Here is a 26,135-nt window from a genome sequence, read left to right as displayed (position 1 = left end):
CGCGTCGCTTCTGTGGGGAGGAGCCATGGCCACTGCGAAGAAGGCTTCCGCCCGTAAGGCTGCTGCGAAGAAGGCTCCCGCACGGAAGCGGGCAGCGAATTCCTCAAAGGCCAAGACTGCCGCAGGGAAGACAGGCACTGCGAAGAAGGCCGCAGCAAAGAAGAGCACTGCGAAGAAGGCGAGCGCGGCCAAGAAGGCACCTGCGAAGAAGGCCGCACCCCGGCGCAAGGCTCCAAAGCCCCGTTTCGGCGACGTATTTCTCGAAAAGCAACGGCAAGCGTTGCTGGCTGAGCGCCGTCGCTACACCGAGCATGCTGAGCGATATGAGGCCGAGGCCGAGCAGCTTGTGAGCGAACGCGAGCCGGGCGATGTTCAGTTCGATGAGGAGTCGGGTGAGGGAGACTCCATTGCCGTGGAGCGCGATCGGGCGCTGCAGATCTCGGCTCGTGAGCGTGAGGAGATCGCCGAGATCGATGCGGCTTTGGCGCGAATCGAAGACGGCACCTATGGCATCTGCGTCGTCTCAGGCAAGCCGATCCCCAAGGAGCGCCTGGAAGCGATCCCGCACGCTTCCATGCGCGTGGAGGTCAAGAGCAGCGGACCGGCGTGGCGTCGGCCCTGACCGGCAGCAGGTGTTTGCAAACCGCCCGTCAGCCCCGCGAGACCGTGTGACGCGCAACCTCAACATCGCCGTCGCCTCCGGCGCGGTTGTGTGCCTGGATCAGATCACCAAGGCATGGGCCGTTGCCGCGCTCGACGACCAGATCATCGATCTCGTGTGGACGCTGCGCCTGCGACTCGTGCACAACACCGGATTCGCCTTCTCGACAGGGAGCGGTCTCGGCCCGGTGCTGGCGATTGTGGCCATCGTGATCGTGGGCGTGCTGTGGTCGTCTCGCCGTCGTGTGCAGGGACGCTGGGCCACGGTGGCCCTTGGCGGGATCATCGGGGGAGCACTGGGCAATCTCGCCGATCGTGTCTTTCGCGGCGCGGCCTGGGGACGGGGCGCAGTAGTCGACTTCATCGATCTGCAGTGGTGGCCGATATTCAACGTGGCTGATGCCTCCATTACCGTCGGGCTGGTCATCGTGCTGTTCCACCTGTATCGAAGCGACCGGCGTCGGGCCAGGGCTGCCCGAGAGGCATCTGGGTGAGCGATCGGCCCCAGCGCTTCGAGATACCGGAGTCGCTGTCCGGTGAGCGCATCGATCGAGTGCTCTCGCTGCTCACCGGTCGTTCTCGATCAGACACGGCCAGGATGGTCGCGCAGGGGACCGTTCTGATTGACGGGCAGCCGGCCCGGGCCAGCTCGGCACGAGTCGCCGCGGGTTCGACGGTCGAAATGGCTGAAGTGCAGGCGCCGGAAGCGATCCGGGGGCAACGTCGTGAGATCGTCCGGTTTGATGTCGTGTACGACGATGCCGACGTTGTGGTCGTGGACAAGCCGCCAGGAGTAATCACCCATCCCGGCAGCGGACATGCGGCGGGCACGCTCGCGGACGCATTGGTTGAGCGGTATCCGGACATGGCCGATGTGGGCCAGCCCGGCCGTCCTGGCATTGTGCACCGGCTCGACCGGGGAACCAGCGGGGTCCTGGTGTGCGCACGCACTTCCCGGGCGTATGACGTGCTCGTCGAGCAACTTTCGAATCGGCAGGTTCGCAGGACCTATGCAGGCCTCGTACGAGGCCACCCTTCCTCGCCGACGGGCACGATCGACGCGCCGATCGGTCGGGATCGGGAGCATCGAACGCTCATGGCCGTGACCTCCGAGGGTCGTGAGGCTCGGACGCATTACAGCGTCGTGGAGACCTATGTGCATCCGACGGAGGCTTCGCTGCTCCGCTGCCGGCTCGAGACGGGGCGGACGCACCAGATCCGCGTGCATCTGGCCAGCATCGGGCTGCCGCTGCTCGGCGATCTGACCTACGGCGTGCCGGATCCATTCGGCATCGGCCGCCCGCTGCTGCACGCGATCCGGTTGGCCTTCCAGCACCCGGTCACCGGTGCGGACATGAGCTTCGAGGCCCCGATGCCCGAAGATTTCGTCGAGGCGCTGACGCGCTTCGGTACCGGTCCGTCGGCTTTCCCGGCGGAGTGAAGCGTCAAGAGGCTGAGTCGGTGGTCCCGGGCCACGGCGCGCGGCCCCGGGCGACCTCGGCCACTGCAGCGAGGCTGTAGGAGTCCAATTCGGCACGCATGCGATGGCCGACCGAGTCCCAGATCGCCAGCAAGACGCACTGTCCCTCGTGGTCGCACGCACCATCTTGATGAGGCTGGCCGAAATCGCCGAGTGCGATCGGGCCGTCGACTGCCCGAATGATCATCCCGATCGTGATCTCGGCTGGATCGCGAGCCATGACGTAGCCGCCGCCGACACCTCGTTTGGACCGAACCAGACCGGCCCCTTTGAGCGCCAGCAGGATCTGCTCCAGGTAGGGCTGGGGCAGACCTGTGCGCTCCGCAATATCGCGCACCGATGTCGGCCGGCCGTTGTCGTTGAGGGCTAGGGACAGCAACGCGCGGCTCGCGTAGTCTCCCCGCGTCGAGACCGCCACGGTGGCAGCGTAGCCCCGGCACCGGCTCAGCCTCCTAGGGTCAGCACCGTGGAGAGCGACGCCGTCGAGCACAGCGGCGACAGCGAGCCATTAGCGCTCGACCGCATGCTGCCGACGTATGACGGCCGCTGCGTCACTGCTGCGGCTCCGGCTCTGTGCGCCGGCGTAGAAGCAGACCTCGTCAGCGATGCTGCTGCAGCAGCACGCACGGTGGTGCTGCTGGTCGTGGATGGTCTCGGCTGGCACCAGTTGCGCCGCCATCGATCGCTCGCACCGTCGCTTGCTGCGGCCAGCGACGCGGCGCCGCCGATCACCACTGTTGCTCCCAGTACCACCGCAACGGCGATGACCTCGCTGACCACCGGGGCAGCGCCAGGTGAGCATGGACTCGTCGGTTACCGCATTGCGACTCCTCTCGGGCTGCTCAATGCGCTTCGCTGGCGGGCCGGCGGTCGGGATGTGCGAGATGCGCTGCCGCCTGACGAGCTACAGCCCGTCGCACCCTTCTGCGGCCAGCCCACGGCCGTCGTGACGCGCGCCGAATTCCGCCACAGTGGCTTCACCGGTGCCCACCTGCGAGGAGGAACGTTCTGGGGATGGCACGACCTGCCCGGATTTGTCGCCGCGGTGCGGGGTGCCGTCGACGAGGGACTCCGGTTCGTCTTCGCCTATTACGACACCGTCGACAAGATCGCTCACGAGTTCGGCCTCGGCGAGCGTTACCACTCCGCGCTCGCGGAGGCGGAGCGTCTGGCTGTCGCCTTGCGGAGTGACCTGCCCACCGAGGTGCCGCTTATCGTCACTGCCGATCACGGCATCGTCGAGGTGCTCGAACCTCCGGTGATGGTCGATCCCGAGGTCGTAGCACTCACCGACGGCTGGTCAGGCGAGGCCAGGCTGCTGTGGCTGCACGCCCGTGCCGGGGCCGAATCCGAGCTCGCATCCGCCTGCGAGCGCTACGCCGGTTTTGCAGAGATCGCGCCTGTCGAGCAGGTACTCGACGAACAGTGGCTGGGTCGTCATGTCACCGAGACCGCCAGGGGCCGGCTCGGTGATGTCGCGCTCGTGCCCAGAGGTCTGCAGGCTTTCACCATGCCCGACGAGGACCAGCCCCACCACGCACTCATCGGCCGTCACGGGGGCCTCACCGCAGAGGAAATGCTGGTGCCGTTCGCGCAGCTCTAAACAATCCAGGCGGCAGTGCAGGGTCAACGTGTGCCCAGCATTTATGCGGCCGGGAGCACTGCGGCCCGGCGGGGATGGAATTCTCGCCAGATAGCATTTTGCTGGTGGTCGGCCATCCAGTTCCAGACCCAGAACAGGGCGAGTTGCTGGAGAGCGGACCACTCACGGAAGACGACATCGACGACGAGGCCTTCGTTCCCGAACCGGCGAAGCTCATGCGCATCGGCGGCATGATTCGCAAGCTGCTCGAAGAAGTCCGCCACGCGGAGCTCGACGAAGCGGGTCGCGATCGCATGCGCGACGTGTATCACCTGTCGGTTGACGAACTGGCAACAGCACTGTCCGAACCGCTCGCTGACGAGCTGAATCGGATTGCGCAGCCGTTCGACGAGGACATCCCGTCGGGTCCTGAGCTGCGGGTCGCCCAGGCTCAGCTGGTGGGATGGCTCGAAGGGCTCTTCCACGGCATCCAAGCAGCTGTCTCAGCGCAGCAGATGATGGCGGAGCGGCAGTTGCGCACGATGCGCAGCAATGCACTCGAAGCCGGCGGGCAGCCCCAAAGCTCGCCTGCGGCGGGTCGGGGCGGTGTCTATCTGTGAGCAATCACCGCATGCAATAACCAATGCAATAGCCAAAGGAATCAGCTGGCCGGCACCGGGGGATCGGCCAGCGAGCATCGCAGGGAGCGAGAATCACATGGCGCTCGAGGTTGAGACAAAGGACTGCACGGCACTCAGCGATGCTGAGATCTCCGAGATGGCCGAGCTGGTTACCGGCGAGAATGTTCACTTCGACGTCGGCCACCTGTCCAAGCAACGCGATGCATGGGTGCTCATCACCCATGTGCGAGATGGCGCCAAGCTCTCTGCGTACGGCTTCTGCACGCTTGAGCGGGTTGGCGGAGACCCGACGGTGCTGATGGGCGCCGGCGCCACACGGCGTTCGGCTCGCCGCGACAGTGCGCTGCGGGCGATGATGACCGACCAGCTGCGGCGCGCCGTGCTGGCTTTCCCCGACGAGGACGTGCTGGTGGCCTGCCAGATGGCCGACGCAGCCGCGTTCACGGCCTTCAAACCGCTTGATCGGGTGGTGCCCCGCCCCGGCTACGAGCCCAACGGCGAGGACCGTGCCTGGGGGCGGCGCCTGGCCAAGCGTTTCGACGTGCAGGGCGAATACAAGGCGCGAGAGTTCAAGGTGTATGGCGACGGCGGGCCCTCATTCGTGCTGAACCACACGGCACCGCGGCCTGAGAAGCTTGATCCGGCGATGATCGGCCTGTTTGACGGCTTCGATACGGCCAACGGCGATGCACTGATCGCTTTCGGCTGGGCCAGCCGGGAAGATCTCGCGAAGCTGCTGTAGCACTCGCAGCTCATCGGCTCAGCCTCTGCGGGGGGAGTGTGCGCTGGTGAACTCTGGATTCAGCGAACTCGCCCGTCGCCGCAGGATGACCCGGCACTTCCTGCCGGATCGGATCGATGACGGCCTGCTCGAGCGGATCCTCGATACCGCCCGCCGTGTCCCTTCAGCCGGCAACACGCAGGGCTTCGACTTTGTTGTGCTCCGCGGCCCTGGCGAGACGGCTCGTTACTGGGACACCACCCTGCCCCCGGACCGTCGCGAGCGCTTTCGCTGGGACGGGTTGCTGGCCTGCCCGGCTCTCATCACGCTGTGGGCCGACCCGCACGCGTACATCGACCGCTACGGCGAACCCGACAAGGAGCGCTCCGGACTGGGCTCGGGCACGGAGGCCTGGTCGACGCCGTACTGGACTGTGGATGCGGCGTTCGCGGCGCTCGCGCTGCAGTATGCCGCGCTCGACGAAGGTCTCGGGGTGCTGTTCTTCGGCATGTTCGAACACGCTGCAGCCGTGGCAGCGGCTCTCGGTGTGCCGCCGGCGCACGAGCCGATCGGCGTCGTGGCACTGGGCTGGCCCGATCGGGTGGCCGAGGCGTCCAGCGGTCCGGCGGCGAGTCAGGACAGGCCCCGCCGCCCGCTGATCATCGACGAGCCGGGCGAAGCGGCGGCAGCGGACCACCGCCCGTTGGTGCACTGGGGCCGCTGGACCGGCGGTTGAGTGCCGCCTTGCCGCTCAGCCTCAGGAACAGGCGTCTGCCGGTGAGCCGCTGGTAAGTTGCTGCGGGAACGGTCATCGAACACCGGTCGGCCGCGCCGATCCCGACCCGGGAGGAACACTGACGTGGGCGATGAGACTGCGCCAGATGAGATCGGGCCGAAGCAGATGGCGATGGTGGAATACCTCAAGCTCGGCGACGACCCGCACCTGGTCGCCTATGTCTGCGATGCATGCGGGGCCACCTACTTCGACCGGCGAAATGCCTGCGCCGCCTGCGGGGCACGCGACTTCTCGACTGGGCGGCTCGCCAACACCGGCGCAGTGCGGACCTTCACCATCGTGCATCGTGCTGCCCGGGGCGTGCCGGCGCCCTATATCTCCGCTGTCGTCGATCTGGACGGGGGCGGCCGAGTCAAGAGCAACATCATCAATATCGAACCCACGCCTTCCAACGTGAGTCTCGGCATGCGTGTGCGCCTTGCCACCTACGTCACTGCCACCGACGACGACGGCAACGAAGCCGTCGCCTTCGGCTACGAGCCCGAGGCGGCCTGAGCCTGCATTCCCCACCCGCCCGACCCTGCCAACCGACAAGCGACAGACCCGCCTCATGAATAGGGAGCACCCATGAGCAACCAAGACCCGGTGTGGATTCTCGGCACCTCCATGACCAAGTTCGGCCGTTATGCCGACAAAGACCTCATCGACCTAGCTGCTGAGGCCTCGCTCGGTGCACTCGACGATGGCGGGGTGACCATGGCCGAGATGGACGTGCTCGCCGCCGGATGCCTGTACGAGGCCAACGGCGGCGTCGGCCAGCGTCTCCAGAAGCAGCTCGGCCAGACCGGCATTCCCGTGTACAACGTGGCCAACGCCTGCGCAACGGGGGCGACGGCGGTCCGCACGGTGATGATGGCGATCAAGGCCGGCGAGGCCCAGATGGGCCTGGCGGTCGGCGTCGAGCAGATGGGCAAGATGGGCATGCTCGGTGCCGATCGCGCTGCCCGCTCCGACAAGCAGGTCTTCGAGCGCAAGGGCCGCTTCGGCTCCGTCGTCGGCGTCGAGGGGCGTCTCGGCACCAACATGATGCCCGGCGTGTTTGCCCAGGCTGGCATGGAGTACGCCTACGAGAACGACGGCGTGGGTTTCGAGCAGTTCGCCAAAGTGGCGCAGAAGAATCACGAGCACTCCACGCTGAACCCGCTGGCGCAATATCGCAAGGCGTTCACGCTCGACGAGGTCATGAGTTCCGAGGTGATCGCCTACCCGAACACCCTGCTGATGTGCTGCCCGACCGGCGATGGCTCGGCAGCAGTCGTGCTGGTCTCCGACGAGAAGCTGAAGACGCTGCCGCGTGAACAGCAGCGGCGTGCGGTCAAGGTGTCAGCTTCGGTGCTCACCTCAGATCCTTGGACCGAGGGTTGCCAGGTGCAGCCTGATGTCAACACGCTCACTCGCAACGCCGCTGACGCGGCATACGAGGATTCGGGCGTGGATCCTGCCGATCTCGACTTGGTGGAGCTGCATGACTGCTTCGCAACCGCCGAGTTGCGGCACTACGACAACCTGCGGCTGTGCGAACCCGGCGGCGCCGGCGAGTGGATCGACAAGGGCGGCCCGTGGCGCGACGGGGAGATCCCGGTGAACGTGTCGGGCGGTCTGCTGTCGAAGGGGCACCCCATCGGCGCCACCGGCGTAGCCAACCTGTTCGAGGTTGCCACGCACGTCCGTGGCGAGGCCGGTGACCGCCAGGTGCCCGACGCCAAGGTCGGCCTGGCGCACGTGATCGGCCTCGGCTCCAGCTGCGGCGTGCACATCCTGGAGCGCTCCGGCCTCTAGCCCCATGCGAGCAGACCCACTGGCCTGTGCGAAATCCAGCGAAATTCACTGGGTGTCAGCGTGAGGGCGTCATTACGCTCGCGAGAGGGCCAGCCTCTCCGGGTGAAGCGCCATCTCAGACTCGGCCACCCGGTTGAGGCTGGCCTCTTCGGTCACTGTACTCCGGCGAGCACCCCAGCAAGACCTAGTTTTTGAACGCGGCGAGGGTGGGGGCGAGTTCGTCGAGGTACTGCAGGGTTTCGTCGGCTGAGGGCAGGTCGAAGTTGACGGGCGTGAGAATGAACTGGCTGACGCCGGCTTCGGCGTAGGACTCCAGCCGGTCCATGCGGGGCCGGCCCCAGATGTAGAGCGTGATCGGGATGTCGTCGGCGTTCTCGCGCCCCGCTTCGGCAGCGAGACGGCGGAATCGTTCGATGCCGCCGAGCACGTCGGGCTTGCCAGTGGTGTTCATGACCCCCACGTCGATGGGCGCCCATTCGTCGGCGTATTCCGCCGCATGCTGGATGCCCAGCGGGCCGGCGTTGCCGAGTGCGATGGGCACGGTGCCGTTGGTGGGTTTTGGGTAGATCCACGACTCGCTGTAGCTGTCCCACTCGCCCTCGAAGGCAGGCACGGGATCGTCGGCCCAGATCGAGCGCATTGCAGCGATGCGCTCGCGCATGGCGCCGTAGCGGCGGCTGAAGGGCATGTCGGGGCGATGGTCGGCTAGTTCCTCCTTGTTCCATCCGACGCCGACGCCCAGCACCACACGGCCGCTGGCCAGAGCGTCGGCGCTGGCGACGGTGCGTGCGAGGTCGATGAGGTCGTGCTGAAGGATGAGGCAGATGCCGGTGCCGAGCGTGATCTGGCTGGTCCGTGCAGCGGCGACGCCGATGGAGACGAACGGGTCCATCATGTGGAAGTAGGTGCCGGGGAGCTGGCCGCCGTTCGGATAAGGGCTCTCGCGGGAGGTCGGGATGTGGGTGTGCTCGGGGTACCACACCGATGCGAAGCCCCGTTCTTCGAGTTCTTGCGCCAGGTCGCCTGGGTCGATGCCGCCGTGGTGATTGCCTGTCAGGTATCCGAACTTCATGCCGCGCAGCCTAGGAAAAAGGAGTTAGCCGCGGCCGACGAGGGGCATGTTGTTGGCCATCACGGTCATGGTGAGCACGTTGGTGTCGGCGGGCAGTTCCGCCATGTACAGCACTGCACGGGCTACGTCGTCGACGTCCATGAGCGGTTCGGCACGGATGCTGCCGTCGGCTTGGGGGACGCCCGTGGCCATCGGGGCCGTCAGGGGCGACTCGGCATTGCCGATGTCGATCTGGCCGACGGTGATGCCGTGATCCCGTCCCTCCAGCGACAGGGCCTTGGTGAGCCCAGTGATCGCATGTTTCGTTGCCGTGTACGGCGACGAGTTCGGCCGTGGCGTCTGTGCCGACACTGATCCGTTGTTGATGATGCGACCGCCGGAGGGCTGCTGGCGCTTCATCTGCGCGAACGCGGCGCGGGCGCACAGCCACGAACCGGTCAGGTTCACCCCGACCGTGGCGATCCAGTCGTCGATCGGCAGCTCGTCCACCGGCACCGGGCGGGTACCCATGCCGGCGTTGTTGAACAGCAGGTCCACACGACCGAACTGTTCGACGGCGGCGGCGAACAAGGCGTCCACGTCAGAGGGATTCGACACATCCGCTGTCACGGCGAGTGCGTCAGCAGCGCATTGAGCCGCCACCTCGTCGAGCAGTTCTCGGCGGCGGCCGCACACGACTGTCTTCCAGCCGGCGTCCGAGAGTGCGAGAGCACACGCCCGGCCGATGCCGGTACCGCCGCCGGTGATGATGGCCACGCCGTTGTTCATCGTCGTATTCCTTGCTGTTGTTGGCGCTTCTGGATATTGGCCCACTCATCGCGCAGGCCGACGGTGCGGTGGAAGAGCGGTGCGCCGGGACAGTCCGGCCCTGAGCTGTCGGCACAGAAGTAGCCGAGGCGTTCGAACTGCACCACGTGGCCGGGCGTGATGTCGCCGATCGCGGGTTCGGCGACCCCGGCACAGAGTTCGCGTGAGTTCGGGTGCAGGTCGTCGAGCGGATCACCAGTTCGCTCACCTGGCAGCTCGGTGTGGAAGAGCCGTTCGTACAGTGCCGCCTCGATGGGCACGGCGTGGTCGGCACTGACCCAGTGGATCGTCGCCTTGACCTTGCGACCGTCTGGAGCCTGACCGCCAGAGGTCTCGGGGTCATAGGTGCAGCGAACCTCGGTGACGTTTCCATCGGGGTCGGTCACCACGTCGGTACAGCGAACGAAATAGCCGGCGCGCAGTCGCACCTCGCGCCCAGGCGTCAGTCGGAAGTACTTGGGCGGTGGTTCCAGCCGGAAATCGTCCTGCTCGATCCACAATGTGCCGCTGAAGGGCACCTGCCGGGTGCCCGCCGACGGATCCTCAGGGTTGTTGACAGCTTCCCGGTACTCGACGAGAGGCTCCCCGTCATCGTCGGTCGGCCAGTTGGTGATCACCAGCTTCAGCGGGCGCAGCACGGCCATCCGTCGAGGCGCGGTGGCGTTCAGCTCGGTGCGCACGAATGATTCGAGCAGCTCGGGTGCGTGCCGGCTGTTGGTACGCGCCACGCCGATGAAGCCGCAGAAGTCCCGGATGGCCGAGGGGGGATAGCCGCGCCTGCGCAGGGCCCGCAGCGTGGGCAGCCGGGGATCGTCCCAGCCGTCCACATGACTGTCTTCCACGAGACGGCGAAGGATTCGCTTGGAGGTGATCGTGTGGGTCAACTCGAGGCGGGCGAATTCAGTCTGATGCGGGCGGTCGCCCCGATGACCCAGCTCGGCGAGGGGCAGGTGTTCCAAGTACCAGTCGTACAGCGCCCGGTTGTCCCTGAATTCCAGCGTGCACAGCGAATGTGTGACGCCTTCGATGGCGTCGCTCTGGCCGTGTGCCCAGTCGTAGGTGGGATAGATGCACCAGCGGTCACCGCTGCGGTAGTGATGCTCGTGGCGGATGCGGTACATCACCGGGTCACGCATCTGCATGTTCTCGTGCTGCATGTCGACACGGGCTCGCAGCACCCTGCTGCCTTCGGGATGCTGACCGGCGGCCATCTCCCGGAACAGGCGCAGGTTCTCGGGGGCTTCCCGATCCCGGTAGGGGCTTTCGATGCCTGGCTGTCCGAAGCCCCCGCGCCCCTCTGAAATGGTTTCCGCGTCCTGGTCGTCGACGTAGGCCAGGCCTCGCTCGATCAGGTATTCCGCCCATGCGTAGAGCTGTTCGAAGTAGTCCGAGGCAAAGCGAACCTCGTCAGGTTCGAAGCCCAGCCACCTCACGTCGTCGACGATGGCCTCGACGTACTCAGGACTCTCGGTTGCGGGGTTCGTGTCGTCAAAGCGCAGAAAGCAGCGGCCTCCGAATTCGGAGGCCACCGTGAAGTCCAAGCAGATCGCCTTGGCGTGGCCAACGTGGAGATACCCGTTCGGTTCCGGCGGAAAGCGGGTCTGAACCCTGCCTGCGAAACGCTGCGAACCCACGTCCGTCTCGACTTGGTCTCGAATGAAGTCGCGACCGCCGTTGGAGGACTCGCTCAACGAGGCAGCCCCGCTGGAGGTCCCGACTCGGTCAGACACAGGTCCTCAGGCGGCAACGGTGACGTGCGGCGGCGGCCAGACGCCCGCCACGATGCCAGTCTCGACCAGGTAGCCCATGATGCGCTCAAGCTGTCCCAGCAGGGCCTCGAGATCATCCGGAGGCAAGGCATCGGCCGCGGCCAATGACAGCCGGTCAGTGTCGTGCTCGACCGCCCGGCGAGCAGCGTTGCCTTCGGGAGTCTGCTCGCCGTCAGCCGTGGTCCAGCCGCGATCGATGAGTCGTTGGCAGGCGGCATCCCATTCGTCGGCGTTCCAGCCCCGGATCTTCTGGATCGTGGCCCCGTTGCCATGCCCGCCGGTGGTCATCATCACGTGGCATTCAACGGGATCCAGATCGCCGGCGGCGAGCGCGATGTTGTGGCCGTCGAAACGGAACTCTCGCAGCAGCGTGCAGCCGTGCCAAAGGTCCATCACATCGCCGCCGCCTGTGCTGTCGGCCGGCCACGGCTCCGCTGCCCATCCTGCATAGAGCGGTCGAGCCCCGGTCGGCAGATCTCCTGCGAAGCTGCGCAGCGCAGACGCGGCTGCGGCAATCTCGCCCTGATCCGGGTACTCGCCCAAGGCCCGTTGCATCGCCGCCGTCGTGAGTTCGAGCTGGCGAGCCCGGACAGCGTCGGGGTCCATGATGTCCCAGCAGCTCGGCACCGCCCGTTCCACCATGCGTGGGGCGAAGTTGTAGAACACCGACGTCACGGTCGCAGCGCTCACCCTGCCCATGGGGGCCGAGCGGTACGCGAAGTACGCATGCCACCAGCCCTTGAAACCGTCGTCGTTGAAGCCGTAGATCTCAGGCGAGTAGTAAGCGACGGTGTGAATCGGCTCAACCGTTCGCCCGAGCCGCCGGATCGGGCTGCGACGGTCCTCGGTTCGGGGGATCTCGCCCATCTGTGCTCCTCGTTCCGTAGCTCTCGGCATCGGCGGCAGCGGGTGGCAATACGGCCCGCCGCGGTCGCCGCAATGGTATGGCGCGGCGGGCTGCATCGCGGTGCCTCGTCGGGGCCGTAGCCGACTCCTGCGCCCATACAGACGGATGAAACTACGGTTTCGCCCATGACCGTTCATGGAATGCAGCACGAAGCAAGCGTCGACATCGCGGCCACTCCCGATGCCGTCTATGCCCTGGTGTCCGACGTGCCTCGGATGGGGGAGTGGAGCCCGGAGAATGTCGGGGCGGATTGGACCAGCGATACGCCTGCTGCTGAAGGCTCGACCTTCGAAGGGCACAACCGAATCGGCGACCGCGAGTGGAGTGTGCCCTGCACGGTCACCGTGGCCCAGCCGTCGGAGTGCTTCGAGTGGGTGACCCGCCCGCAGGACCCTGAAGGTCCCTATGTGCGCTGGACCTACCGCATGGCGCCCAATGGCACGGGCGGCACATCGCTGACGGAGATCTGGGATGTGCTCAGCCTGCCGCCTACGCTCCAGCCATTGAGTGCCGAACAGTTGGCGGCGAGGGCTGATGTCGTACGTTCCGGCATGGCTGCAACCCTCGCAGCCATCAAGGCAGCCGCCGAGTCGTAACTTCCTGAGAGCGGCCGGATGGCCCGGGAGGTCGCGAGTATGTGACAGCCATCTGACCGGTCAACGTGGGCTCTGTATCTGGGTGACAACACATATGCTCTGTTCATATGAGCAGAGCTGCACGAGCACAGCCCCGGAGAGCTCTTCGAGGCGTGGCGGCTTCTGCGCTTCTCGTGGCACTGGTGACCGGCACGCTCTTGACAACGAGCGCGCAGGCATCCGGCAGCGTGACGTGTACGGCGGGCGCGGGCTCGCTCGGGATGTCGTGGACCGGCGAGACCCACGTTTTCCAGTACGAGGCCTTCGTGCAGAACTCCGCGGGCGACAGCTCATCACAGATCGTGGCGTGGAGGAGCGCTTCTGGAACCGCTTCAGTGACGTTCTCGTCGCTGTCAACGGGCACCTACACCGTGTGGGTGGTGAAGCAGACCACCGATGGGTCGTGGATCAAGTTCGGAGAAACGACTTGCACAGTTACCCAAGCGGCTGCGCCAACGACCACAGTCGCCACTACGCCGACGACCACGACGACGACTCCCGAGGAGGACTCGCCTGGAAGCCTCTCGTGTTCGACGACTGCCTCCTCGATCACGGTGACGGCGTCGCTGAACGAGCCAGCAGCATCGACCGCTACCGCTTGGGAGACATTCGTGGAGCATTCGACGGGCTACCCGAGGGTCGGGCAACTCACCTCGCTCCAAGACATCGATTTCGACGGTGACGGTGTGATCGACTCGCCGGCAGGCGGGCTCTCGACCACGTTTTCGGATCTCGCCCAGGGCAGCTGGAACATCACCGGGTTTGTGAACGTCCCTGACACGTCCCCACGTCCCGAACTCACAAGCACCAGCTGCACCGTGGCCGGCGGCTTGTAGGGCTCCGCGGCTTGAGTGGGACGCGGCGCTGCACAACGATGGGAACGCCGAACCACCCTGTTGATGCGCGCTGATCTGAAGACCAGCGGGCTCGCACGGGCCGTGGCCGCCGTCGCAGTCGCCGGGATGTTGCTGATCGCCGGCTGCACCGGCAGTGACGGCAGCAGCGCTGGCGATGAGACTGTGGCACCGTCGAAGTCCGATCCAGTGGCCTACACGCAGTTCGTCGTCGACCAGGCCATCGCCCGCTACGAGACCGACGGACTCGGTGCCGTGCTTACCCATTACAACGACCCGGCCAGCATCGACAACGAGTGGTACGTGTTCGTCATCGACCGCAACGATGTCGTGGTCGGCCACTACGACCCCGGCCGGCGCGGGCAGGACGTCAAGGGTGCCATGGGCACCGACATCAACGGCTACAACTTCGGCCCCGAGATGCTGGCCGCCACCGAGGCAGGACGCTGGGTGCCCTACGTGTATGTCAACCCAGCCACGCAAACGCTGGGCGACGAAGACGTGTTCGAGTTCAAGAACGCCTGGGTGGTCCGCCATGACGGGTTGCTGTTCGGCTCGGGCTGGTACGTCGACACCGAGGAGCTAGCGCCGCGGCTCTTCTCCGAAGCGGCCGAGCATTTTCGCAGCGGCGGCCTGGCAGCTTTCCTCGAGTTCTCCAACGATCCGGAGGGCATCGCCGCTGGTCTCACACCTACTGCGGAGTACTACAACGCGACCGGTGCACTCGGCGGGTTCTTCACGGGGATCCTCGCAGCGCCCGATGGCGAGATCCTGGCCCATATCGACCCCAGCCTCATCGGCACCGACATCGAGGACCTGCTGGGGCCCGCAGTGCACAGGGCTACGGCCGAAGGCGGCTGGATCACCGCCAAAGACAACCCGGTCAACGCCAAGGGCCCCCAAACCATGCGCATGTGGCTCATCGACGTAGACGGCACGCTCATCGGCGGCGGCTGGTACCAGAACGCCTCGACCGGCTGAGAATCTGCTGCTTCGCTGCGGCCTCGCTTCACAGGCCCCGGCCGCCGGCCCCGTCGGACGAGCGGGCAGATGCCGAGACCTAGGCTCAGCGCGGGAGCCGGTCGCCGGCAACCAGGACGTGAGGGGACGCACATGGACGCAATGGATCTGGGAAGCCTGAACTGGTGGGCGATCATCGTGGCGATCGTGTTCAACCAGGTGCTCGGTGCGGCGTGGTACGGCACGCTGGCCAAGCCGTGGATGGCCGAAGTCGGGCTGACCGACGACGACATGGAAGCAATGAAGGGCACGCCACGCCAGTGGTACCCCTACGTGCTGGCGATCGTGCTGGCGTTCATCTTCACCTTGGCGCTGGCGCTGCTGGGCCAAGGCCTCGATACCGATACCTTCGGCGAGGGGCTTGGTCTCGGCCTGCTGGCAGGCGTGGGTTTCGTGCTCACCTCCCACGCGGTGAACTACGCCTTCGAGGGCCGCAGCCTGCGGCTGTGGGCGATCAACGCCGGCTACCCGCTGATTTCCTATTGCGTCATCGGTGTGCTGCTGGCCCTCTGGCGCTGACCGCCGGCATCGCCCGCTGCCGTCACAGGGTGGCGATGTGGCGGAACGCTGAGTACTTGGGTTGGTCGATCGCCACCTGGTGGGCGACTGAGGTGCGCAGGTAGTCGGCGAGCCCGGGCTCGTTGAGCGGCATGGAGCCGTCGCGCAGTGCGTGCACGAGACGCCACCGCAACGCCGTGACCTGCTCGGCGATCTGTGCATCCGGAGCGGCGCGGCCGCTGGCCATCGAATCGCTGTCGCCGACCAGCGCAGTGAGCCGCTCCAGCTCGTAGCGGTGCAGCTGCGGCCCGATCAGGCGTTCTCGCAACACGATGTCGAGCGAGTTGCCTGCCACGAGCGCCAGGAAGTTCGTGCGTCCCTCGGTGGCCTGACGGACCTCGCCGTGCAGAAAGTCGCGCACGCTCTCGAGCAGCTCGTCCACGCGGGGCATATCTCCCGCGGCAGCGTGCGCGTGAGCACTGGTGTGACTACCGCCGAGCGGCGACGTTCCTTGAGGCCGCCGGCCGAAGTCAGGATCCAACAAACCCAATTCATGCACGGACGGCTGGAACTCCACCGACCCCGGGATGATCAGGTTGACGCAGTCGAGCTGGCACTCCGAGCTGCGGCGGCCGATTCCTGGCCGTTCGACGGTGGCGTCGGAACCCATCCGGTAACGATCCGCCATGGACAGGCAGCCGACCGCCCACCAGAACGAGCCGAACACCTCCCAGAACTGCACACGATCCCGATCGACGGGGTGGCCGACCACGCTCTCATAGCCGGCAAACAGGTCCTCGTAGTGTCCGAAGCCGCCGACCGGCAGGTGCCGCTGGCCGAAGCGCCACGAGTTGGTGCACATCCACCCCAGGTCGCGCATGGGGTCGCCGATGTGAGCGGTCTCCCAGTCGAGCACAGCGATCAGGCCGACATCGGCGTCCACCATGATGTTGCCGTTGCGGAAGTCGTTGTGCACCAGGGTCAAATCGACGGCTCCGCGCCCTGCGAGCTGCTCGGACAGCCAGCGAGCGGCGAAGTCGATCATCGGCTGCGGCGTGGGCATCTCTTTGCAGCGATCCCATGTCTCGGCCAAGTAGTCGGCCGGATCGAAACGGCGAAGCACCGGGGCGAGTCCCGTCGCGTGCACGTCGACGCGGTGAATGCGCGCCATCTCCTGACCGCACTGGAACGCCAACATTGAGCGGGCGTTCTCGAGCTCGGGCAGCCGGGCAATGCGGGCTCCGAGCGTCACGCCGTCCAGCCACTCCATCAGGAACCCCGCGCCGACGCCGTCATCGGGCGTCAGCACGTACAGCACCTCGGGCTCGGGCACCCCGGCCGCGCGGGCGACAGTCATGCACTGCGCCTCTGCGGCCACTCCGGTGACGTTGTCTCCTTCGCGGTCCTCGCCGCCAGGTCCCCGGCGCAGGCAGATCTGGAACGTCGCCTGGGGGTCCGAAGCGCGCCGGCAGTGCAGCCGGTACGTCTCCATGCTGGCCCCGCCGCTGAGCCGCTCGGCCTCGACCAGGCCGGCGCAATCAGCTATCTCCCGACGTACTGCGATATCGAGCGCCGAGTAGAACTCAGGCACCGGGTGCTGTTGCTCGCCACTCGTCACGGATTGCCAGCTTCGTGATCTCGCCTGCGCAAACTCCGCTGCTCAGCCGTCAGCGTCTTTCTGCTGGGAACCGAAGATGGTCGGCGGACCCTTGCGGGACCAGTCGGGGGCACCGTGCATCTGGCGACCGCCGATCGTGAGCATCTGGGACGCCTCGCCGCCGCAGATACGGCCGCCGCTTGATCCCAGCACGCCGTTCGCGCCGATATGGCTGATCGGGTAGGAGTCGACCGCCGAGTAGGTCTGCAGCAGCAACGGCCGGGGCCGCGGCGAATTGTTCGGCAGCGAGCCGTGGATCATGCAGCAGTTGTGAACGGTGACCGAGCCGGCCGGCCCGCCGAGGTACACCATCTGGTCCAGATCCAGGGTTGCCACATCGGCATCGGCCATCGACCCCGCCCAGCTCCCGTCGGGCGCGTACTGGTCGAACAGCGGACCCCGGTGGCTGCCGGGCAGCACGCCCATCGGCGACATCTCAGGATCGACATCTTCGAGATAGACGCCGATCGTGAGCGGGGTGAAGTCAGTGTGCGGCCAGAACTGGATGTCCTGGTGCCACTTCACTTCCTCGCCGCCGCCAGACCACTTGAAGTTGAGCTTGGAGTGGTGGTAGCGCACCGGGCCGCCGAGCAGGGCCGAGGCAAGCTGCGCCGGGGGGCCTTCAAAGGTGAACCGCGCATAGGTCGGGTGCTGATCGACCGGTGAGATGAGCCGCCGCAGCCGGGGCGCATCGGACGTGTGCGTGGGTTCGAGATCGAAGACCTTGCCTGAGGCAGTTTCTGAGCGGCTGGCGTCGATGAACTCCGCCGTCACAGCACGCAGCTCGCCGAGCCATTCCGGCCCAACGAAGCCCGGCAGGCACAGGTAGCCGTTCGCCTCGTAGCTGGCACGCTGACTGTCCGAGATGAAATCGCTGGCAGGCGGAGCAACATCGGCAAGAGTCATGCCCAAACCGTACCGGGCGATCCGCTCGCCATTCTGTGTGCAGAGCTGAACGCGTGATCGCGGAACGCCCGCCGTCACGACTGGTTGCTTAGGGTGAGCAGATGACTGCAGAGCTGGTGATCACCGGGGGTCGGCTGATCGCTCCGGCCGGATCCGAGGACGCAGGCGCTGCATCCGTCGATGTGGTCATTGAGGGAGGCCACATCGCTGCGGTAGTGCCTGCCGGGCAGGCCCCGGCGGCGCGGCGAACGCTGGACGCGTCGGATGCGTGGATCATGCCCGGGTTTGTCGACATCCAGGTCCACTTCCGTACGCCGGGCGCCACCGACAGCGAGGACATGGATTCGGGTGCAGCAGGTGCAGCGATGGGCGGTGTGACGGCCTGCGTGATCATGCCCAACACCAACCCGCCGATCGACACACCCGACATGGTCAACGAGGTGCTCGCTCTGGCCGCCGGTGTGCCGTGCGATATCCGGACATCAGCGGCTATCACCCAGGGGCGGGCGGGGGAGCGGCTCGCTGATCTGGCGGCACTGTATGACGCAGGCGTGCGCGTCTTCACCGACGACGGCGACTGCGTGGCTGACGACGCGCTGATGGAAGCCGCCTTGGCCGCGACCGTGCGGCTGCCCGGTGCAGTGATCAGCCAGCATGCGGAGAATCCTGCGATGGTCGCCGGGGGAGTCATCAACGCCGGCGCTGTGGCCGAGCGACTTGGGTTACGCGGCCGGCCTGCCGAGGCAGAGGTCTCGGTGGTCCACCGGGACATCGAGCTCGCCCGGCGGACAGGAGGTCGCTACCACGTGTTGCATCTCTCGGTCGCCGCGGCCATGTATCTGGTGGCCCGGGCCAAACGAGATGGCGTGGCGGTGACAGCAGAGGTCACCCCTCAACACTTGGTGCTCAGCGAGGACGACGTCGAGCGGCTCGGCACGACGGGCAAGATGAACCCGCCGCTGCGGCTGGCCAACGATGTTGCGGCACTGCGCCGGGGCATCGTCGACGGCTCGCTCGACGCTGTTGCGACCGACCACGCCCCCCACCATCCGTCGCTCAAGGAGCGGCCACTGGTCGACGCCCCTCCAGGAATGATCGGGGTGGAGACGATGGCATCGGTGGTGTGGTCGGAGCTCGTTGCCTCCGGCCAGATGACACCAGCGCGTTTCGTCGAGGTGGTCTCCACCGCACCCGCCCGCATCGCCGGCATCATCGACCACGGCCAGCCGATCGCAGTGGGATCGCCCGCCAACGTCACCGTGTTCGACCCCACCGAGTCATGGATCGTGCGCGCCGCCGACCTCCAGTCGCGCAGCCTCAACTCGCCCTGGGCGGGCCGCACACTGACCGGCCGCGTTCGTCACACGGTGCTCGCTGGCCGTCCCGTCGTAGCCAACAACGACCTCTGCGCGTGACCGCATAGGGCACAGATGCCCCAGCGACGGAGGCGGCAGGGGACTCTGCAGCTACCAGGCGCCCGCTTCTCGCCAGCGCTCAAGATCGTCCCATTCGACGCCGGCTTCGAGCAGTACTTCTTCGGTGTGCTGGCCCAACTCGGCCACGTCGATGCCAGGTCGCGTGGGCGTGTCCGACATGGTGATGGGGCAGCCCACCCAGGTCTGGGTGCCCCACTCGTCATGGTCGGCCTCGACCAGGTAGCCGTTGACGTACGGCTGCTCATTGGCCACAACCTCTGAATGGCTGCGGACGGCACAGAACCGCTGCTCCTCGGCTTCGAGCCGCTTCGACCACTCCTCGGTGGAGCGGGTGGCAAACACCTCTACGAAGAACGCCCGCAGCTCCAGCGCCACCTCCCGTGGCACGAAGTAGGCATTCCATTGCGGATGGTCTTCGAGGTCGGGTCGCTCAATGGCTCGGCACATTCCCGGCCACAGATGCTCCGGGCAACCTGCCATGGCGATGGCGCCATCGGACGTGGGGAACACGCCATACAACGCGTGCACCAAGGGGTGACCGCCGTTGGACCGCCCTGCTTCCTCACCGGTCAGCAGCAAGTGGGTGTATTCCACGGCTTGCAGCCAGATCTGCCCGCCAAGAAGGCTCACATCGACCCGCTGGCCCCGGCCGGTCCGCTCGCGTGCGTACAGGGCCGCCAAGATGCCTGTCTGCAGGTTCTGCGCGCCGCAGTGGTCGGCGACGAGCGCTCCATAGGTGGACAGCGGTCCGCCGTCGAAACCGCTCGAGGCGATGACTCCGCCGGAGGCTTGCCCAGCGATATCGGCACCCTCGCGGTCGGCCTCCGGCCCGTAGGGACCCAGGAAGCTCCCCGCCGCCCAGATGATGCCTGGGTTCACGGCTGCGAGGTCGTCATAGCCCAGGCCCCATTCGTCGAGCGTGCCGGGCTTGAAATTTGACAGCACCACGTCGGAGGTTTCCACCAGCTTCAGAAAGGCCTCCTTGCCCGCGTCGACACGCAAGTCGAGCGTCACCGAGCGTTTGCCCCGGTTGCACGCGATATAGACCGACGAATGGCCGTAGTCCTCGAGGACGTCGACGTGGCGGCCCACATCGCCGACCTGGGGCAGCTCGATCTTGATCACTTCGGCGCCGAGACCGTGCAGCATGGCTGCCGCCTGCGGTCCTTGCACCAGCGTGGACAGATCCAGAACTCTTACTCCATCGAGTGCGCCGGCCATGGTTTCCCCTTGATCTCAGTGCCTTCCCAGCAAGTGGCCAAGATCGTACTGAGCACTCACCGTTGCACCCGCACGTCGGCGGGCGCGCCGGCCGTTCGCAGTGCACTAACACAGGTCGCTGCTGCGAGAATGGGCGACCGTGACCGACGCCGCCGCTGCAGCTCCGGAGCTCGACGAAGCATCCGCCCGCACGCTGCGGTTCTCCATCTTGATCTCGGCCATTCGCTGCACGCTGGCATATGTGCTCCTGCCCTTCGTGGCGCCATTCATCGGGCTGGCGCCGGGTGTCGGGCCTGCGGTGGGCATACCGATCTCGCTGATTGCACTGTGGGCGAACATCGCCAGCATCAAGCGGCACTGGCACTCCGATCACCGCTGGAAGTGGCCGGTCAGCGTCCTCAACGTCGGGATCATCGTGCTGCTGGTGATCCTGCTCGTGCTCGACATCGGGCAGCTGCTGTAGCACGCGACGTTCGGCACGGCGGCAGTGTCTCAGACACGCCCAAAGTGAGGTTTGCCAGATGCACGTGCTGATCACCGGGGCCGCAGGGATGCTGGGCCGGAAGCTGACCGGGCGGCTGGTGGACGTTGGCGCGCTGCGTGGGAGCCCCATTGACCGGATCGATCTCGTCGACATCGTCGAGACATCCACCGAGGACGGCATCTGTAGCGCGCACGTCGCCGATATCTGCGAACCCGGCGTCGCCGCTGAGTTGCTGCGACCTGTGCCGGATGTGATCTTCCATCTTGCCGGCATCGTCTCCGGTGAAGCAGAGGCCGATTTTGACAAGGGCATGGCGGTCAACGTCGACGGCACCCGGGCGCTGTTCGATGCGCTGCGCCTCGCCGAGGGGATGCCACGGGTCGTGTTCACGTCGTCGATTGCGGTGTTCGGCGCACCGTTCCCCGATCCGATCCCCGATGACTTCCACCTGACGCCGCTCACCTCCTATGGCATGGAGAAGATGGTCGCCGAGGCGCTGCTGGCCGACTACACCCGCCGCGGCTTCTTCGATGGCATCGGCATCCGGCTTCCCACCATCAGCGTTCGTCCGGGTTTGCCCAATGCCGCCGCATCCGGATTCTTCAGCGGCATCATCCGCGAGCCGCTCGCTGGCACCCCGGCGGTGCTGCCCGTTTCGAGGGAAGTGCGCCATAGCCATGCCAGCCCCCGTGCTGCAGTCGGGTACATGCTCCACGCCGCAGAACTCGACAGCGCGGCGTTGGGAGCACGGCGCAACCTCACCATGCCGGGGGTGTCGGTGACCGTCGGCGAACAGATCGAAGCCCTCACTCGTGTCGCTGGCGCCGAAGCGGCAACGTTGATCGTTGAGTCGCCTGATCCGACGATCGCGCACATCGTCTCTGGATGGCCGGAGCGATTCGATACCCGGAGAGCTCTGGATCTGGGCTTCACGCCCGATGAGAGCTACGACGCCATCATCCACGCCTATCTCGAAGACGACGTCGCCTCCGGCTGAGCCAGGGCCCGAGCGGCCCGTGAGCCCCATCACATGAGAATGGGGAACAAGAGCGGGAGAAACAGTGGCACCGCGCAGGGTCGCGTGTTTGGCACACTGGCTGAACATGCGGGTATATGTCCCGGCCGCTGCTGCGGCGGCGCTGTGACCGCACACTCTGTCCTAGCGGTGACGCCGATGCGCATTCTGTTTGCCGACAAGATCGACACCGGACGCTTGGGCCGGCTCGAGGCCGCGGGCCACGAATGCATCGTCAAGCCCGAGCTGACGGCAGATGATCTGGCCGATCACATCGAGGGCATCGAGGTGGTCGTGGTGCGCAGCACCGAAGTGAAGCGCAAGGTGTTCAAAGCCGCCGATCGGCTCAGCATGGTGCTGCGCGCCGGCGCCGGCACCGACACGATCGACTGCGACGGCGCCAGCAAGCACGGTATCTACGTCTGCAATGTGCCGGGCCGGAACGCCGTAGCCGTCGCCGAATTGACCATGGGCTTGCTGCTGGCGGTGGACCGGCAGATCCCCGATGCCACCTCTGACCTGCACGAAGGCCGCTGGAACAAGTCCCAGTACATGGGCGCCACAGGTCTGAAGGGCCGCCGGATGGCGATCGTGGGCATGGGCGCCATTGGCATCGAGGTCGCTCATCGCGCCGCGGCGTTCGGCATCGAGCTCTCAGCGCTGTATCGCTCGGATCGCTCTGCGGGCCTGCTGGCTGAGATGAAGCAGCTCGAGATCGAGATCCATCCCGATTGGGACAGCCTGCTCGCAGGCGCCGACATCGTCTCGGTGCACTTGCCCGCCACACCTGAGACGTGCGGCCTCGTCGATGCCGACTTCCTGGCGAAGATGCCAGACGGGGCGATCCTGCTCAACACCTCCCGCGGCGAGATCGTGGACGAGAGGGCGTTGCTGCGCGCCCTCGACGAGCGAGGGATGCGGGCAGGACTCGATGTGTTCTGTGGGGAACCGCCCGGTGCCGACCCAGACTGGCACTCGCCGCTCGCGTCGCACCCTCGGGTCACCGGCACCCATCACGTCGGCGCATCCACGGTCCAGGCCTCCGAGGACATTGCCGACGGTGTCGTCGAGGTGCTCGAGGCATTCACGGCAGGCGACGTGCTCAATTGCGTCAACCGTGCAGAGCGGCCGCTGGGTCGCAGCACCATCGTGGTCCGTCACCGCGATCAGGTGGGCGTGCTGGCGGGGATCCTCATGGCCTTGCGGGCCAGCGGCATCAACGTGCTGCAGATGCGCAATGAGATCCTGGCCGGTCCCAAGCATCACGCCGCGGTGGCCACCATCCGGGTGTCTCGCCGACCGTCACGCAAGGTGCTGGGCGAGCTAGGCGAGATGGAAGCGGTATACGGCGTCCGGCTGATCAACTCCCGCTGAGCGAGCACTCGGCCCCAGTCATACCCTGATCCGGTGCGCCCCGAGACCGGCAAGACTTCGATCGCGCCGATCCTGATCACCGGCAGCATCATCACTGCGCTGACGCTGGGCGTACGGGCCACGATGGGGCTGTTCCCCGACGCCATCGACCAAGCGCTGGATGTGGGCATCGGCACGGTCGGGCTGACCGTTGCCCTGCAGAACCTCGTGTGGGGCCTGGGCCAACCGCTCGCGGGTGCCATCGCCGACCGGTTCGGCGCGGCGCGGACGCTGGTTGTGGGGGCCATCGCCTATGCGGGCGGCCTGCTGGTGATGGGTGCAGCCAACGGGCCCGCTGGGCTGCATCTCGGGGGCGGGGTGATCGTCGGGCTCGGCATGTCAGCAGCGTCGTTTGCAGTGGTGCTGTCGTCGATGAGCCGGCTCGTGGACCCCCAACGACGCTCGATGGCGCTGGGCGTGGCCACGGCCTGCGGCTCGCTCGGGCACTTCGTGCTGGTACCGCTGACCGGTGCTGTCATCAGCGCATTCGGCTGGCGCAGTGCGCTGACTGTCCTGGCCGTCGTGACGGTGTCCATCGGATTGTTCGTCCGGCCGCTGCGCACCCAGTCCGGACCTGCCGAAGCCGTCGAAGCGGTGCCAGACGACGACGAATCGCTCCGGACGACGTTGGCGAGGGCCGCTCGCCATCGCGATTACCTGCTGGTGAACTGCACGTTCTTCGTCTGCGGCTTCCACGTCACGTTCATCGGTGTGCACCTGCCCAAGACGCTCACCGATGCCGGCCTCGAGACCGCAATCGCCAACATGTCGTGGTCGCTCGTGGGCCTGTTCAACATCGTGGGAGCGTTTGCCGCCGGCGCGCTGGGCATGCGGTTCGCGAAGAGCCGGCTGCTGAGCATCATGTACAGCACCCGGGCGCTCGCCTTCGCCGGCTTGGTGCTGCTGCCGCCGACCCCCGTGGTGGCCCTCGGGTTCGGCGTCGTGATGGGGATCGTGTGGCTGGCCAGCGTGCCTTTGACCTCGGGCATCGTGCTGGGACAATTCGGCGTGCGCAGGGCCGGAACCCTGTTCGGCTTCGTCTTCCTGTCCCACCAGGTTGGCGCATTCCTCGGTTCCTGGGGCGGTGGCGAGATTCGCGAGCTCACCGGCTCATACGACCTGTGGTGGTGGCTGGCGGCCGCGCTCGGTATCGCGGCAGCCGCAATCCACTTCAGCATTTCCGAAGAGCCTGCCCCCTCCCGCCCGGTACCGCGACGGGGGGAGTCGCCGTCAGCCGCCGATGGCGCCGTAGCTGCCGTCGACAACTAGGCGGATGGAGACGTACAGCCCCAGCAGCGGGACCACGATCCAGGTGGCATTCAACGCCAGGATCATGCCGTACACCTCGCGCCTGCTGATGTCTCGGTGGCGCTTCGCGATGAAGAAGCTCACCAGATAGATCGACGTCGCATACGTCCACTGCCAGAAGAACATGATCCCGAGGATTCCTGCCGCAAGCGGCGAAAGGAATTCCGTCGTGAACGCTGCATACAAGATCAGCGTGGGTATGGCCGTGATGAAGCCATTGCCCACGTCCACGTTGAATCCGTAGGTACGGCGATCGGCATACGAACCGTCGTACACGGAATAGCTGGCCCACACGTCGGCCCAGACAGTCGGAGAGAACGCTGACCGCAGCGGAACCTTGGACGTGAGGAACGTGAGTGCCGGGCTCTTGCCGGTGTGCAGCCGTTGCTGCTGCCAGTAGGCAGACCGAGACTCGATGTAGTCGCGCCGGAAGAAGAGGCAGATCTCCCAGTAGCAGATCACGAGATTGGTCGAGAGGAACAGGGCAAAGACCACATACGTGACCCCGACTCCACCCTGCCAGTACACGCGATGCGCGATGCCCAATGCTGCGAGCAGCGCTATCTCGAACCCGGCGAGCAGCCCCGCCGGCAGCGTCAGACGGCTCGTGCTCACCTCCGGCGTGAGGAGGTCTCGGCGAGCGCTGTCTCGCGCCAAGCGACGGTGTCGGCGATCGCGTTGAAGGTGAAGACGTGCAGGCCGGCTATGTCGAGCCGCTCCGCGTGGGGGGCGATCCGATCGACCAGCCCGCTCGGGTCATAGCCCCCGGGGCGCAGCATGCGAGCCACAGCCCCGGTGTTCTTGCGCAGGTAGCGCAGGGACGCGCCGACTCCCAGCCGGGTGCCGATCCGCAGCAGCCGTGCCGGATCGACCGCTCCGGGAATGCCGAGATGCACGGGAAGGTTGAATCCGCTGTCGCGCTCGGCGGCCAGCCATTCCAGGATGGCCTTGGGGTGAAAGCACATCTGGGTAGCTGCGTGGCCCTCGATACCCGCCTCGGCCAGCAGCACCTGCTTGACGTGCAGCGCTTCATGCAGCACGGCGTCGGTGATGAGCGCATGCCCTTCGGGGTAGGACGTGACGCCGATGTGAACGAGGGAGTGATTGACCTCGCGCAGCGCTTCGAGCAGCCCGACGGCACTGTCGAATGGGCCGGCAGGGGAAGCGACGTCGCCGCCTACCAGGAATATCTCGCTGAGGCCCATCGCTTCGATGCGACCCAGCAGCTCCTCCAGGTGATCACGGCTGGCGACCATGCGAGCTGCGACATGGGGCACCGGGCGATGGCCCAGTGCACACAGCTCGGCAGTGAGGTCCAATGTGTCCTCGAGCGTCTTGGACGCCGACGCCGTCACCGATACCGGCGACTGGGGAGGCAGGTCCGGGAGCTGCTCTGCCAGATTGCGCAGCGGGATGAGCTCCCACTGAGCGTGCTGCAGCAGTCGACGGCGACCAGAAGCATCTTTCAACAACA

General features: G+C 66.4%; 28 protein-coding genes. 18 read left to right on the top strand and 10 right to left on the bottom strand.

All coding sequences use genetic code 11. The annotated features are described in order from the left end of the window. Nucleotides 1–25: 25 nt before the first annotated feature. The 3 genes from ACOQPE_RS13425 to ACOQPE_RS13415 are packed head-to-tail and all read left to right on the top strand — an operon-like array spanning nt 26 to nt 2,101. Nucleotides 26–622 (top strand): TraR/DksA family transcriptional regulator, encoded by a 597-nt coding sequence (locus ACOQPE_RS13425; protein WP_420609398.1) that lies wholly within the window; start codon nt 26–28, stop codon nt 620–622. Nucleotides 623–668: 46 nt separating this feature from the next. After that, entirely contained in the window at nt 669–1,154 is a 486-nt protein-coding gene (gene lspA / locus ACOQPE_RS13420) for a signal peptidase II (RefSeq protein WP_420609397.1), read from the top strand. Further along, a complete protein-coding gene (locus ACOQPE_RS13415; RefSeq protein WP_420609396.1) occupies nt 1,151–2,101 on the top strand; it encodes an RluA family pseudouridine synthase in 951 nt (316 codons plus the stop codon). Before lspA ends, ACOQPE_RS13415 begins: the two co-directional genes overlap by 4 nt. A gap of 4 nt (nt 2,102–2,105) precedes the next feature. Here ACOQPE_RS13415 and ACOQPE_RS13410 read toward each other — a convergent pair whose 3' ends face one another. Then, complete coding sequence (locus ACOQPE_RS13410) at nt 2,106–2,558, bottom strand: RrF2 family transcriptional regulator (RefSeq protein WP_420609395.1); 453 nt, start codon at nt 2,556–2,558, stop codon at nt 2,106–2,108. Between the two features lie 48 nt (nt 2,559–2,606). Here ACOQPE_RS13410 and ACOQPE_RS13405 point away from each other — a divergent pair, with 48 nt between their 5' ends. From ACOQPE_RS13405 to ACOQPE_RS13380, 6 genes are all read left to right on the top strand, one after another. Continuing rightward, complete coding sequence (locus ACOQPE_RS13405; protein WP_420609394.1) at nt 2,607–3,743, top strand: alkaline phosphatase family protein; 1,137 nt, start codon at nt 2,607–2,609, stop codon at nt 3,741–3,743. Between the two features lie 74 nt (nt 3,744–3,817). Next, nucleotides 3,818–4,342, top strand: coding sequence for a proteasome activator (locus ACOQPE_RS13400; protein WP_420609393.1), 525 nt, complete (start codon nt 3,818–3,820; stop codon nt 4,340–4,342). A 97-nt stretch (nt 4,343–4,439) separates the two neighbouring features. After that, complete coding sequence (locus ACOQPE_RS13395) at nt 4,440–5,105, top strand: hypothetical protein (protein WP_420609392.1); 666 nt, start codon at nt 4,440–4,442, stop codon at nt 5,103–5,105. Between the two features lie 46 nt (nt 5,106–5,151). After that, complete coding sequence (locus ACOQPE_RS13390) at nt 5,152–5,820, top strand: nitroreductase family protein (protein ID WP_420609391.1); 669 nt, start codon at nt 5,152–5,154, stop codon at nt 5,818–5,820. A gap of 165 nt (nt 5,821–5,985) precedes the next feature. After that, nucleotides 5,986–6,375, top strand: a complete 390-nt coding sequence (locus tag ACOQPE_RS13385) for a Zn-ribbon domain-containing OB-fold protein (RefSeq protein WP_420611396.1) — start codon at nt 5,986–5,988, stop codon at nt 6,373–6,375. A 72-nt stretch (nt 6,376–6,447) separates the two neighbouring features. Further along, nucleotides 6,448–7,659, top strand: coding sequence for a thiolase family protein (locus ACOQPE_RS13380; protein ID WP_420609390.1), 1,212 nt, complete (start codon nt 6,448–6,450; stop codon nt 7,657–7,659). A 184-nt stretch (nt 7,660–7,843) separates the two neighbouring features. Here ACOQPE_RS13380 and ACOQPE_RS13375 read toward each other — a convergent pair whose 3' ends face one another. The 4 genes from ACOQPE_RS13375 to ACOQPE_RS13360 are packed head-to-tail and all read right to left on the bottom strand — an operon-like array spanning nt 7,844 to nt 12,174. Further along, the gene (locus ACOQPE_RS13375; protein WP_420609389.1) at nt 7,844–8,731 is read right to left on the bottom strand and encodes a TIGR03619 family F420-dependent LLM class oxidoreductase; all 888 of its coding nucleotides are present in this window, start codon (nt 8,729–8,731) and stop codon (nt 7,844–7,846) included. Nucleotides 8,732–8,755: 24 nt separating this feature from the next. Then, nucleotides 8,756–9,499, bottom strand: coding sequence for an SDR family oxidoreductase (locus ACOQPE_RS13370; RefSeq protein ID WP_420609388.1), 744 nt, complete (start codon nt 9,497–9,499; stop codon nt 8,756–8,758). Beyond that, complete coding sequence (locus tag ACOQPE_RS13365) at nt 9,496–11,229, bottom strand: glutamine--tRNA ligase/YqeY domain fusion protein (protein WP_420609387.1); 1,734 nt, start codon at nt 11,227–11,229, stop codon at nt 9,496–9,498. The genes ACOQPE_RS13370 and ACOQPE_RS13365 overlap by 4 nt, the downstream gene beginning before the upstream one ends. Before the next feature lie 45 nt (nt 11,230–11,274). Then, the gene (locus tag ACOQPE_RS13360) at nt 11,275–12,174 is read right to left on the bottom strand and encodes an SCO6745 family protein (protein ID WP_420609386.1); all 900 of its coding nucleotides are present in this window, start codon (nt 12,172–12,174) and stop codon (nt 11,275–11,277) included. A gap of 165 nt (nt 12,175–12,339) precedes the next feature. Between ACOQPE_RS13360 and ACOQPE_RS13355 the strand changes: the two genes are divergently transcribed. The 4 genes from ACOQPE_RS13355 (at nt 12,340) to ACOQPE_RS13340 (ending at nt 15,242) form a co-directional block, all read left to right on the top strand. Then, nucleotides 12,340–12,810: an SRPBCC family protein gene (locus tag ACOQPE_RS13355; protein ID WP_420609385.1), complete on the top strand. Its 471-nt coding sequence runs from the start codon at nt 12,340–12,342 to the stop codon at nt 12,808–12,810. Between the two features lie 152 nt (nt 12,811–12,962). After that, nucleotides 12,963–13,685 (top strand): hypothetical protein, encoded by a 723-nt coding sequence (locus tag ACOQPE_RS13350; RefSeq protein ID WP_420609384.1) that lies wholly within the window; start codon nt 12,963–12,965, stop codon nt 13,683–13,685. Nucleotides 13,686–13,748: 63 nt separating this feature from the next. Next, the gene (locus tag ACOQPE_RS13345) at nt 13,749–14,684 is read left to right on the top strand and encodes a cache domain-containing protein (protein WP_420609383.1); all 936 of its coding nucleotides are present in this window, start codon (nt 13,749–13,751) and stop codon (nt 14,682–14,684) included. A 132-nt stretch (nt 14,685–14,816) separates the two neighbouring features. Further along, nucleotides 14,817–15,242 (top strand): DUF1761 domain-containing protein, encoded by a 426-nt coding sequence (locus tag ACOQPE_RS13340; protein ID WP_420609382.1) that lies wholly within the window; start codon nt 14,817–14,819, stop codon nt 15,240–15,242. Nucleotides 15,243–15,264: 22 nt separating this feature from the next. Here the strand turns inward: ACOQPE_RS13340 and ACOQPE_RS13335 are convergent, their stop codons facing one another. Both ACOQPE_RS13335 and ACOQPE_RS13330 read right to left on the bottom strand, forming a co-directional pair. Further along, nucleotides 15,265–16,839 carry a phosphotransferase family protein gene (locus ACOQPE_RS13335; protein WP_420609381.1) on the bottom strand — a complete coding sequence of 525 codons (1,575 nt, stop codon included), beginning with the start codon at nt 16,837–16,839 and terminating at the stop codon, nt 15,265–15,267. Nucleotides 16,840–16,881: 42 nt separating this feature from the next. Continuing rightward, entirely contained in the window at nt 16,882–17,784 is a 903-nt protein-coding gene (locus ACOQPE_RS13330) for a phytanoyl-CoA dioxygenase family protein (RefSeq protein ID WP_420609380.1), read from the bottom strand. Between the two features lie 101 nt (nt 17,785–17,885). Between ACOQPE_RS13330 and ACOQPE_RS13325 the strand changes: the two genes are divergently transcribed. After that, a complete protein-coding gene (locus ACOQPE_RS13325; RefSeq protein ID WP_420609379.1) occupies nt 17,886–19,199 on the top strand; it encodes a dihydroorotase in 1,314 nt (437 codons plus the stop codon). Nucleotides 19,200–19,250: 51 nt separating this feature from the next. Here the strand turns inward: ACOQPE_RS13325 and ACOQPE_RS13320 are convergent, their stop codons facing one another. Beyond that, nucleotides 19,251–20,441, bottom strand: a complete 1,191-nt coding sequence (locus ACOQPE_RS13320; protein ID WP_420609378.1) for a CaiB/BaiF CoA transferase family protein — start codon at nt 20,439–20,441, stop codon at nt 19,251–19,253. Nucleotides 20,442–20,580: 139 nt separating this feature from the next. On the opposite strand from ACOQPE_RS13320, the gene ACOQPE_RS13315 reads away from it, so the two are divergent. From ACOQPE_RS13315 to ACOQPE_RS13300, 4 genes are all read left to right on the top strand, one after another. Beyond that, entirely contained in the window at nt 20,581–20,904 is a 324-nt protein-coding gene (locus tag ACOQPE_RS13315; protein WP_420609377.1) for a hypothetical protein, read from the top strand. A gap of 58 nt (nt 20,905–20,962) precedes the next feature. Then, nucleotides 20,963–21,922 carry a D-erythronate dehydrogenase gene (gene denD, locus ACOQPE_RS13310; RefSeq protein WP_420609376.1) on the top strand — a complete coding sequence of 320 codons (960 nt, stop codon included), beginning with the start codon at nt 20,963–20,965 and terminating at the stop codon, nt 21,920–21,922. A gap of 177 nt (nt 21,923–22,099) precedes the next feature. Further along, nucleotides 22,100–23,314, top strand: a complete 1,215-nt coding sequence (locus tag ACOQPE_RS13305) for an NAD(P)-dependent oxidoreductase (protein ID WP_420609375.1) — start codon at nt 22,100–22,102, stop codon at nt 23,312–23,314. 33 nt (nt 23,315–23,347) lie between these two features. Continuing rightward, entirely contained in the window at nt 23,348–24,622 is a 1,275-nt protein-coding gene (locus ACOQPE_RS13300; protein WP_420609374.1) for an MFS transporter, read from the top strand. Here ACOQPE_RS13300 and ACOQPE_RS13295 read toward each other — a convergent pair. Then, on the bottom strand, nt 24,584–25,276 hold the full coding sequence (locus ACOQPE_RS13295; protein ID WP_420609372.1) for a hypothetical protein: 693 nt from the start codon (nt 25,274–25,276) through the stop codon (nt 24,584–24,586). The two genes, ACOQPE_RS13300 and ACOQPE_RS13295, sit on opposite strands and share 39 nt — an antisense overlap. Then, on the bottom strand, nt 25,273–26,133 hold the full coding sequence (locus tag ACOQPE_RS13290; protein WP_420609371.1) for a methylenetetrahydrofolate reductase: 861 nt from the start codon (nt 26,131–26,133) through the stop codon (nt 25,273–25,275). The genes ACOQPE_RS13295 and ACOQPE_RS13290 overlap by 4 nt, the downstream gene beginning before the upstream one ends. Between the last annotated feature and the right edge of the window lie 2 nt (nt 26,134–26,135).

The sequence above is a fragment of the Candidatus Poriferisodalis sp. genome, from assembly GCF_965219595.1.
In the GTDB taxonomy this organism is placed as follows: domain Bacteria; phylum Actinomycetota; class Acidimicrobiia; order Acidimicrobiales; family Poriferisodalaceae; genus Poriferisodalis.
This window is presented reverse-complemented; position numbering and strand designations above follow the sequence as displayed.

Excerpts from the sequence above, each read along its gene's own strand:
- ACOQPE_RS13425 (WP_420609398.1), top strand. The coding sequence starts at position 26 with ATGGCCACTGCGAAGAAGGCTTCCGCCCGTAAGGCTGCTGCGAAGAAG.
- ACOQPE_RS13400 (WP_420609393.1), top strand. The coding sequence starts at position 3,818 with ATGGAATTCTCGCCAGATAGCATTTTGCTGGTGGTCGGCCATCCAGTT.
- ACOQPE_RS13395 (WP_420609392.1), top strand. The coding sequence starts at position 4,440 with ATGGCGCTCGAGGTTGAGACAAAGGACTGCACGGCACTCAGCGATGCT.
- ACOQPE_RS13385 (WP_420611396.1), top strand. The coding sequence starts at position 5,986 with ATGGCGATGGTGGAATACCTCAAGCTCGGCGACGACCCGCACCTGGTC.
- ACOQPE_RS13380 (WP_420609390.1), top strand. The coding sequence starts at position 6,448 with ATGAGCAACCAAGACCCGGTGTGGATTCTCGGCACCTCCATGACCAAG.
- ACOQPE_RS13375 (WP_420609389.1), bottom strand. The coding sequence starts at position 8,731 with ATGAAGTTCGGATACCTGACAGGCAATCACCACGGCGGCATCGACCCA.
- ACOQPE_RS13370 (WP_420609388.1), bottom strand. The coding sequence starts at position 9,499 with ATGAACAACGGCGTGGCCATCATCACCGGCGGCGGTACCGGCATCGGC.
- ACOQPE_RS13360 (WP_420609386.1), bottom strand. The coding sequence starts at position 12,174 with ATGGGCGAGATCCCCCGAACCGAGGACCGTCGCAGCCCGATCCGGCGG.
- ACOQPE_RS13355 (WP_420609385.1), top strand. The coding sequence starts at position 12,340 with ATGACCGTTCATGGAATGCAGCACGAAGCAAGCGTCGACATCGCGGCC.
- ACOQPE_RS13345 (WP_420609383.1), top strand. The coding sequence starts at position 13,749 with ATGCGCGCTGATCTGAAGACCAGCGGGCTCGCACGGGCCGTGGCCGCC.
- ACOQPE_RS13340 (WP_420609382.1), top strand. The coding sequence starts at position 14,817 with ATGGACGCAATGGATCTGGGAAGCCTGAACTGGTGGGCGATCATCGTG.
- ACOQPE_RS13330 (WP_420609380.1), bottom strand. The coding sequence starts at position 17,784 with ATGACTCTTGCCGATGTTGCTCCGCCTGCCAGCGATTTCATCTCGGAC.
- ACOQPE_RS13325 (WP_420609379.1), top strand. The coding sequence starts at position 17,886 with ATGACTGCAGAGCTGGTGATCACCGGGGGTCGGCTGATCGCTCCGGCC.
- ACOQPE_RS13320 (WP_420609378.1), bottom strand. The coding sequence starts at position 20,441 with ATGGCCGGCGCACTCGATGGAGTAAGAGTTCTGGATCTGTCCACGCTG.
- denD (WP_420609376.1), top strand. The coding sequence starts at position 20,963 with ATGCACGTGCTGATCACCGGGGCCGCAGGGATGCTGGGCCGGAAGCTG.
- ACOQPE_RS13305 (WP_420609375.1), top strand. The coding sequence starts at position 22,100 with ATGCGCATTCTGTTTGCCGACAAGATCGACACCGGACGCTTGGGCCGG.